The following is a 7,933-nucleotide window of genomic DNA, read 5'->3' as shown; positions in this document are numbered from 1 at the left end:
CCAATCCACGGACTCGTTGACTGCTTCGCTGCCGATATTTTTCGCCAGTCTACGTAAGAGCGTCGGCTCTTGCGGCGTATGCTCCGCGAACAGATCGACACGATGAGGCACTCAGGACAGATTTTAGATCAACCGCAACGGCCCGTGACTCGCCGGTTGAGGAGCGTCTAAACACGGCCCAACCACTGGTGACCGAGTGGTAGTCACCCGACCCACTATTTAAACAAAGATGGTGCTGTCAGGCAACAGATTTATAAGCGAGCAGGCACTAGGTGGTAACAAGGCTGGGGTCTGCAGTTGGCTTTGCGCCCAAGCCGAAGCGCGTAGCACCGTACCAAAACGGTGCACGGCCGTAGGGCCCGACGAAGATGTGTCAGCCCATCAACTAGAAGCGGCTCTATATGTAGACGGAAGTATGTCTACTTTTGACGATATCCCGCCTGCCGACAAGTGCCAAGAATGTCAGTATCCACCCGATATAAAGGACGTTCTTGCCACTCTACTACTACTGTTCGGTGCAGCGGTGTGCCCTCTCGTGCTTATCGGTACACCGTTGACAGTGTTCAACGTCGGCACAGTAATGGGGCTCATAGCCCTGTTACTGCAGGTCTGTGGCATCCCACTTCGTCCGACATAGCGGGTGCCCTTTCGCTGCAAGAGTAGTAACCCGTAGAACCTAAGTCTTGGCGGAGACAGCACTGACGGTTCTACGGATGTTGCATCGGTAAAAACGAAGGGGTCTGCAGTTGGCTTACTTCATCGTACGGCTCCTTCGTTGATAAACACTACGGTTTTAGAGATATAAGACAGTCTATTTCGAGCCAGAGGAATTAACACGTAAAGTTAGACGATAATCTCTAACCAAAGAAGATCATTAGCTGTCTGTGTCTAGTTGCTCAAAAGCCCAATTGCATGGTCTCGCACACAGGGGGCGGCTCGGGATTGAAAACTGAGAATCTACCTATCGCTGGCCGATAGGTTAGAAGAGATCATCTGCCAATAGTCCTGTGCCAGCACGTCGGCTCTCTTCGTCGACATCGCCGAGCATCTTCGCTTTGAGCTCCGGGCGCCAACTTTTCCCGAACATTCGATCCAGTCGTCTTCAGCGAGTTAGTCGACGGCCAGCAGACGTTTCGACCAAGCTTCTGTAGTTCACCAGCTATTCAAGGACAGCCCTCATCTCATCCCGAACAGCCTGCAGGAGTTGTTCTCCCTCTTCAGTGATTTCGTAGTAGTCGATTTTCCCATCGGGATCCAACTCAGTGAGGAAGTCTTGGTCCGTGAGATTCGTGAGTGCGCGGTATCCCTGGCGCTCAGACATGGAGTGGTAGTGCTCGTCTGCATGATCGATGACGGCCCCGCCCCACGGGAAGATCTCCGGCTGTGACAGCCGGCCGACGGCCAGGAAAATCGCCTCTTCAGTCGGAGAGAGAGCGATCCACTCGTCGACCGTTGTCGGGTCAAGGCCCGACAGTTCCTCGGCGCTCATCGAGACACCCCACGAAGGCGAGCTACAGAGAAGTCGATGACACGGAGCACAGCGGGCGGTACAGAGAGGTCGAACGTACGCACAGGCATCACCCAGCGATTGCAGGTGCAGGACCTAGATTCTTCCGCCGAGACTGGTCACTCGATGGAACCAGTTACCTCGAGATCTGGATGAGTCTGCCAGCAAATTGAGTACTCAACAGGGGTGGAGGGGGGTCCCCCCTTCCGTTCTTGTTCCAGATACGCGCGCGCACCGCGGCGCCATTTTTGTCACTGACAGATCGATACTGGTCCCAGAACGGCGGCTCCCCCGACAGGGTGCGGAGTGATCGAGGGACGGATTCAGGAGGGAGAGTCCGACCGGTGTGTAAGCAGCGTAGTTGATCGTATACACAACGGTAACTAAGAACACACTGACAATATGAGAAAATGTATCAACGATCTGGTGTCAAAATGGGTGCGATTTATATGTCGTTTCTGGCCCCCTAATGGACTGTGATCATCCAGAACGGATGGTCGTGAGAGACCCATGACATGGATCACGAACCTCAGCACCAACCGCGGCACCGGCATCGTATCGATCCCGAAAGACGAGCTGCAGCTCTGTGACCTCCTCGACGAAGACGGCGACCCAGACACTGATGTCCAACTGGTGGTGATGATGGAAGCGCCTGGCGAGTGGCGTGTGTCCGTCATGGACGACTCGGTCGTCGACGACTCCTGGTACAACGGCGAAACGCCCGAGACCGGTGTGAACGTTGGCAGCAGTAGTAGTAGCGCCTTCATAGGGTGCCGTCCCCGAATTCTGGGAAAGACAGTATGGCGTAGAAGTGAGACGAATTCTGTGTACGGTAACGGCGAGGAGGTTGTCAGCGGCTGATTCACGGGCGGTTTGCGCGACTCTCCATAGTCAAACCAGAAATCGATATTCTATGAGATTCCTTACTACCAAGATCTACGGCGCTGTGCCCCAACGCCGATTCGAACCGGCTACCTTGTCTTCGATATTTTTGAGAATCTCTTCTCGATCTATATGATCGTACGTACCGCTACTTGTACCGTAGTGGGTCTCATTTGCATTCTTTTTCCTTCCGCGACCACACTGATCCATCTCGCCATTTTTGTTTCGGTAAGAAACTGTGAATTCTTTCTCATCAAATCCGACTCTTGCGATCTCCCGCTCAGTTTGAATGCTCGTGAAAGTGAGATATGTTTTACCATCATCACTTTCGGAAACAGCTCGGGTGAAGTCATCGATAGATTCGATCAACTCAACCACCTCGTGAGCTGCCTCTCGAAGTTCTTCTAAAAGATAAGCAGCGAGTTCGTCAATCTTTGCGTCAGGGACTATATTGAGTTCGTGTCGGAGTACGTCGTTGAACGTACTAACGTCGTATTTCCCTTTGAGCCGTTCTAGTTCCGAATGGACGGCGTCGTCGACTTTGACTGAGTTATGAGGATTGCTCATTTCTTCTCCCATCCCCCAATTACACACAGTAGAATAAATATCTTGGGTGGAAATTACACTGAGAGTATCCAATATCTTCAGTGTATATCATCGCTGCTGATGACTATCCGGCATCGCTCTCCTACATGGAGACCGCGACGCCTGCAACGGACGAACCGCGACACCAACAGAGTCAGTCTGCACCAGCCATAGCCTCAGCGATCGAGACCTGACCAACGCCCGGACCCGCCGACTGCGGCCCGATTTGTACCCCTGAAGGGTTCGAGTAAGACTCGCTATCTGCCTCGTGCCAATCGTCACAGAACGCCTGGAGGATCGGGCGGAACCGCTCCAAGTCCAGCTCCTCGAGGAGCGTGTGCCATTCGTGCTGGCGGTAGCCCAGCTCGGTGTACCGCTCGGGCGAGAGCTCGATGTGGTCCGTCTCGACGATCACCTCCATGATGAGCCGGCCGGGATCGGTCGGCGGTGCGGACCGCTTGATCGCGACGCCCTCCCGCTGCGGGAGCGGCATCGGATGGTCCTCGTGGAACGGTTCGCGCTCATCGTTCGTCGACGCCCACCAGGGCTCGAGGTGTGCGACAAAGCCGTCGTCGGTCCGCTCGACGAGGAAGAACGCCCGCAGCGTCTTCCAGTGGCGGTCGTAGGAGCTCTCGCTCGTGATGTCGATGAGGGCCTGACGGTCGAGTGGCTCGTCGCTCGCGAACAGCGCCGAGAGCATCCGGCGGGCGGCCGGCGGCAGTGTCGGGAAGATCGCCGTCGACGGCAGCTCGGCCAGTGCTGTCTCGATCGCATGGACGTCCAGCGAGTCGTAGACGCGATCGCGAGCCTCGAGTGACGACAGGGCGTCGGCGACCAGGTAGGGATCGGGGCCGCGGTCGTCGGTGGCGAGCGTTGCCTCGAGACAGCGGGCGAGGCGATCCAGATCCTGGCGATTTGCCTCGTGGAAGCCCTTGCGGTCGGCCATCTCCCGGACTAACCCCCGGATGTGAGCGTAGGAGTTGGCCTCGACCACCGGAATATCGAGCGTCGCGGCCTGCTCGGTGCCCTCTGCGACGCGTTCCCGCAGTCGAGATGACTCCTCGTCGACGGCGTCCTCGACGAGGTCGCGGAGCTCACTGGCTTCGGGGCCGGAAACGATCCACGACGCCGTGAGTTCGGCAGTCGAGTCGCCGTCGTCGACGTCGTAGGCTGCACGAGCCTTCAGCTTCTGCTTGCGGTCCTCGACGCACATCCGGAACCAGCTGTGGAAACCGTTCTCGTCCTCGTAGCCAGCCTGTTTGGTGACGGTGTAGCGCATGAAGTCCAGGAAGTCTTCGAGCGCCTTGCCGTTCGCGAGGAGTTCCTTCGTCCGGGGCAGCCGGATGTTGAACGTGACGTCGATACCGGCTGCCCGGTACAGGTGCGTCGCCGAGCACAGCAGGCCGTGGAGATCTTCGAAGAGTTCGCTGCGCTCGCCCTGGGTGAGATCCCCGAGGCCAGCGACTGTCGACAGCAGCGTCGATCGAACGCTGCCGTATCGTTCGCGGAAGGCATCGTAGTGCTCGAGCTCGTCCTCACTGAGCCAGCCGATCTGCTGGGCCCGGGTAAGAACGTCGTGGAGATCGTTCTCGAAGGCATCGACGCCGCCGTGGGTCTGTTCGAATTGCGCCCCAACAGCATCGATATTTAATGCCTTACTCAGCATCTTGTTGCTGAGTAAGCTCGCACAGAGACGTGCCAGCATCTGTGCAGGACCGCCCCACTGAGTGACGCAGAGGGCATGGTCGTCGAAGATCGAGACGTAGCTCACGCGGCCGTCACCGTTCGGCGCCTGATTCTCCTCGGTCCAGTCGATGATATCTGAATCGGCGAAGTTCACGCCTTTAGCACGCTCTCCGGCGAGAATCCGGCGGTGCAGCACCGGCGGTTCGACCTCGCGAGGGCCAGCGGAGTCGCCCAGGAACTGCACGTACCCATCTTCGGCGGGGTCGCCCGTCTCGGCCAGCCACTGTTCGGCCGGGGGGTGGTGGGTCCCTCCTGTTTGCTGGGGCGCTACACTGTACTTGTGCGACGCTGAGGGGTGTCCGTAAGACGCACCCACCAATTGGGATTGGTTCCGGTGAACAACCTCGCCCGTCGACGTCACATACTCCTGTGCAGCGGTACCCAGCGGCGTCAGCGAGAGCCTGTTGGATGCGTGTGTGCGATCGATGTCAATCAGGCCTGCCGGCTCTAGATCGGCTACATAGCGGTCGATACTGGTGTCTGCGTAGTCGATCTCGACATCCCGCTTGAGGGCGCGCACCGAGCGCTCGTCGGCAGCATCAAGGTGAGCCAACACCGTGAGCAGGCCAGTCTCGTTGGCGTTGTCCTCGACGAAGCCCCACGCCTCCGCGGCAACCTCGGGGTCGGCTGACGCGGCCGTACCATCATGGGACCGGCGGGACGTCTGCTCACCGTCAGTAAGGAACGCGAAGCGATCTGCCCACGTGGGTCGCGTCTCGGCTGCCGTGTCCAGCGCAGTGTTGGTGAGCCGACGCACACGCTGGCGAACGCCCGGCGACATCCAGAGCCGAACATCGAAGCCATCAGCGAGTGCGTCGAAGGCCGTGAGCGCCCGCTTGATCGTGTCCCGGTCGGCAGCCGTCCACGCCTCCCCATCGAGCAGGAACGTCAGTGTGCGCGGGACAGCGCGCTCTGCGTGCAGCGCCACGAGCGAATGCCGCAATGCATCGACACCAGCGTTGAACTGTCCTCGACTGGTGCCGACCGTTTCGAGTGTGCTCGTGATGCGGTCGAACTGTTTGGTGCCCTTGAACCCACGGCGCACACGATAGACATCGTCGGCCCACAACAGCGCGTAGCGGCCGATCGCATCGAGATACGACCGCGCCTCTTCGACGGCCGCTGTGTTGGCGTCGACGGACTCGAGCTGGGCGATATCGGTGACCAGCTCGTCGTGGATGACTGTCTCAACAGCGCCGGACCCGGCGTCAGGATCGCGGTAGTCGAAATCATAGCGCTCGCGTGCGATGTCCTGGACAAGCCGTGCCGTCGAGGGCACCAACTCTGCAATGACGTCAGCCAGCCACTCAGAGGTACGTGGGCTCACACCCTGATAGGTGTGCCCGGCAATCCCCAACTGCCCACCAGGGTCGATCACCGAAATGCCGGGTGTGTGTGGCTCATCGCCAGTGCCGTGCAGTTGTGGCCGCTCAGCGACGGGCACGTCGACGTCGGGACCACTTCCCGGAGATTGGGTCGTGGTCGTCGACGGCGCGGCAGGCTCGGACTCGTCTGGCTCAGACTCCTCTGGCTCGTCGGTCAGCTGGTCGACGAGCTCGGGCGCAACCCCGAGGCCGTTGAGGTAGGTGCGATCGTCGACGACGACCTCGGCAGCACGAGCGTCCTGTGCCCAGTAGGGGTCGAGATCGGCGTCGGCGGCGCCGGCCCGATCGGCCAGGAGCGCCGTGCGTTGCTGGCTCGCAACGTCCCGATCCTCAGCCTGTGCAAGCGGTCTGAGAGCATCCCGCTGGTGGCGCGTTCCACAGGTCGGACAGTGAGCGGCCTGGCTGTTGTCGTCCTCGAGCAGCCAGAGCGACTGGCACTCCGAACAGCCGACGACGGCGTAGGTCACTGGCGCTCACCCCCAGATGGGATCGCTCTGACAGAGTGTCGCCCACCATCGCGACCACAGTCGCGACGGTGTCGCGCTCGGCAGAGCGAACGGGAGCGAGAGATCCATCGCTGCGTGGGCGAGCCCCCAAGCTCAGTCCCCGGGCGTGCTATCGGGTCACCAGACCCGTCGAGAGAGAGAGGTAGTCCTGCCATTCGCGACGCTTACGACGGTCTCACGGCTCGCTGGCCAACTGAGAGTCCCCCGACTGTGCGCAGAGATGCGTCTGACGCTGGGGGGAAATCCTTATATCGGGTGCGAGGGAAGAGATAGGTGTCCAAACCTAAGGGGCGAATCAACGCCCCCATTCTCTTCCCGCGTCCCACTTCGATTAGTGGCGGGTATGTCCTAGCTTGATATCGGAATGTGACATCCCGTCCCGTATTAAATCCCCTGCACAGATTGACACTGCGTCTGACGCACGTCATGCGGTTGCGCTCGTCAGCGCAGTACCGCTCAGCAGTCATGGACGACCTCCATGTGACGGTGATGGGCTTCGATCGTCGCGCTGCTGGCGTCACACAGGACGCAGTCGATGTCGCCTTCGGTCGGCTCCGTCTCACCGATGCCCCAGTAGTTGCCATGACCCGTCATCGTCGGACCTCCGTGCGGCGCTCGATGACGACGTCGTGGCCGTAGTCGCCGCGGCGGTACTGTTCGTAGAGGTTCTCGACAGTCGCGAACTCGTGGGTCCACTCCGTGTAGTGGACGAGATCGCCGACGGCGTAGCGCAAGCGCCATTTCTGGCGCTGTGTGGGCGCTGGATCTGGTTCGTCTTGCGTCGGGGAACTGGCCCGAGACATCACTCGCGCCCCCCCTGTGGCAGGTGACAGCCCTGGATGCCCGGCTGGCCACGATGGCGCAGGTCTGCGAAGGGCACGCGGAACGTCATCAGGTCTGCGTGCTGGACCGCGTCGACGAGCTGGCGGCGCTGGTCGCGATCACCGGCCGTGTCGGTGAGTCGCTGGATGGTTTCGTCGGCCAGGTCCGCTAAGAGGACGCCGCGGACGGCGTCGGACTCGACGTGAGTGACTAACAGTGGCGGCTCGCTGTCGACGGTCGTGACGGCGACGACCTCGCCGCGCTCGGGCGTGGTCATCATCAGTGATCCGCCTCCGTGTCCAGTCGGTGGCCCAGCCTTTTGTTGCGAAGTTGCGAACGGGCTATCGTGGCACGACCGAGTATTTCCGTCTCAGACGAACTGCTAGAGGAATTCGACGACAAACTCTTCGAGATGCGCTCATCTCGATAGATCGTAACATCAATTCTGCTGGCGACTCAGTAGCAGCCAACGATGGACGAGCAGTCAGCTCAAGTGTTCC

Annotated in this window: 7 protein-coding genes; 1 reads left to right on the top strand and 6 read right to left on the bottom strand. The window is 59.8% G+C overall.

From position 1 onward, the window contains the following. Nucleotides 1-1,159: 1,159 nt before the first annotated feature. A complete protein-coding gene (locus HALKA_RS0115455) occupies nt 1,160-1,489 on the bottom strand; it encodes a helix-turn-helix domain-containing protein (protein WP_018258848.1) in 330 nt (109 codons plus the stop codon). Between the two features lie 528 nt (nt 1,490-2,017). Here HALKA_RS0115455 and HALKA_RS19705 point away from each other — a divergent pair. Continuing rightward, entirely contained in the window at nt 2,018-2,368 is a 351-nt protein-coding gene (locus HALKA_RS19705; protein WP_018258847.1) for a DUF8053 family protein, read from the top strand. Between the two features lie 75 nt (nt 2,369-2,443). Here the strand turns inward: HALKA_RS19705 and HALKA_RS21115 are convergent, their stop codons facing one another. The 5 genes from HALKA_RS21115 to HALKA_RS19700 all read right to left on the bottom strand — a co-directional run bounded on the left by HALKA_RS21115 (nt 2,444) and on the right by HALKA_RS19700 (nt 7,713). Beyond that, nucleotides 2,444-2,956: a hypothetical protein gene (locus tag HALKA_RS21115; RefSeq protein ID WP_211206030.1), complete on the bottom strand. Its 513-nt coding sequence runs from the start codon at nt 2,954-2,956 to the stop codon at nt 2,444-2,446. 172 nt (nt 2,957-3,128) lie between these two features. Beyond that, nucleotides 3,129-6,572: a DUF5817 domain-containing protein gene (locus HALKA_RS0115440; RefSeq protein WP_018258845.1), complete on the bottom strand. Its 3,444-nt coding sequence runs from the start codon at nt 6,570-6,572 to the stop codon at nt 3,129-3,131. Nucleotides 6,573-7,067: 495 nt separating this feature from the next. Further along, nucleotides 7,068-7,205, bottom strand: coding sequence for a hypothetical protein (locus tag HALKA_RS21495; protein ID WP_018258844.1), 138 nt, complete (start codon nt 7,203-7,205; stop codon nt 7,068-7,070). Continuing rightward, nucleotides 7,202-7,414 (bottom strand): hypothetical protein, encoded by a 213-nt coding sequence (locus tag HALKA_RS0115430; RefSeq protein ID WP_026190349.1) that lies wholly within the window; start codon nt 7,412-7,414, stop codon nt 7,202-7,204. The genes HALKA_RS21495 and HALKA_RS0115430 overlap by 4 nt, the downstream gene beginning before the upstream one ends. Further along, nucleotides 7,414-7,713 carry a hypothetical protein gene (locus tag HALKA_RS19700; protein ID WP_245545410.1) on the bottom strand — a complete coding sequence of 100 codons (300 nt, stop codon included), beginning with the start codon at nt 7,711-7,713 and terminating at the stop codon, nt 7,414-7,416. Before HALKA_RS19700 ends, HALKA_RS0115430 begins: the two co-directional genes overlap by 1 nt. Nucleotides 7,714-7,933 lie beyond the last annotated feature (220 nt).

It is taken from the genome of Halomicrobium katesii DSM 19301, from assembly GCF_000379085.1.
In the GTDB taxonomy this organism is placed as follows: domain Archaea; phylum Halobacteriota; class Halobacteria; order Halobacteriales; family Haloarculaceae; genus Halomicrobium; species Halomicrobium katesii.
This window is presented reverse-complemented; position numbering and strand designations above follow the sequence as displayed.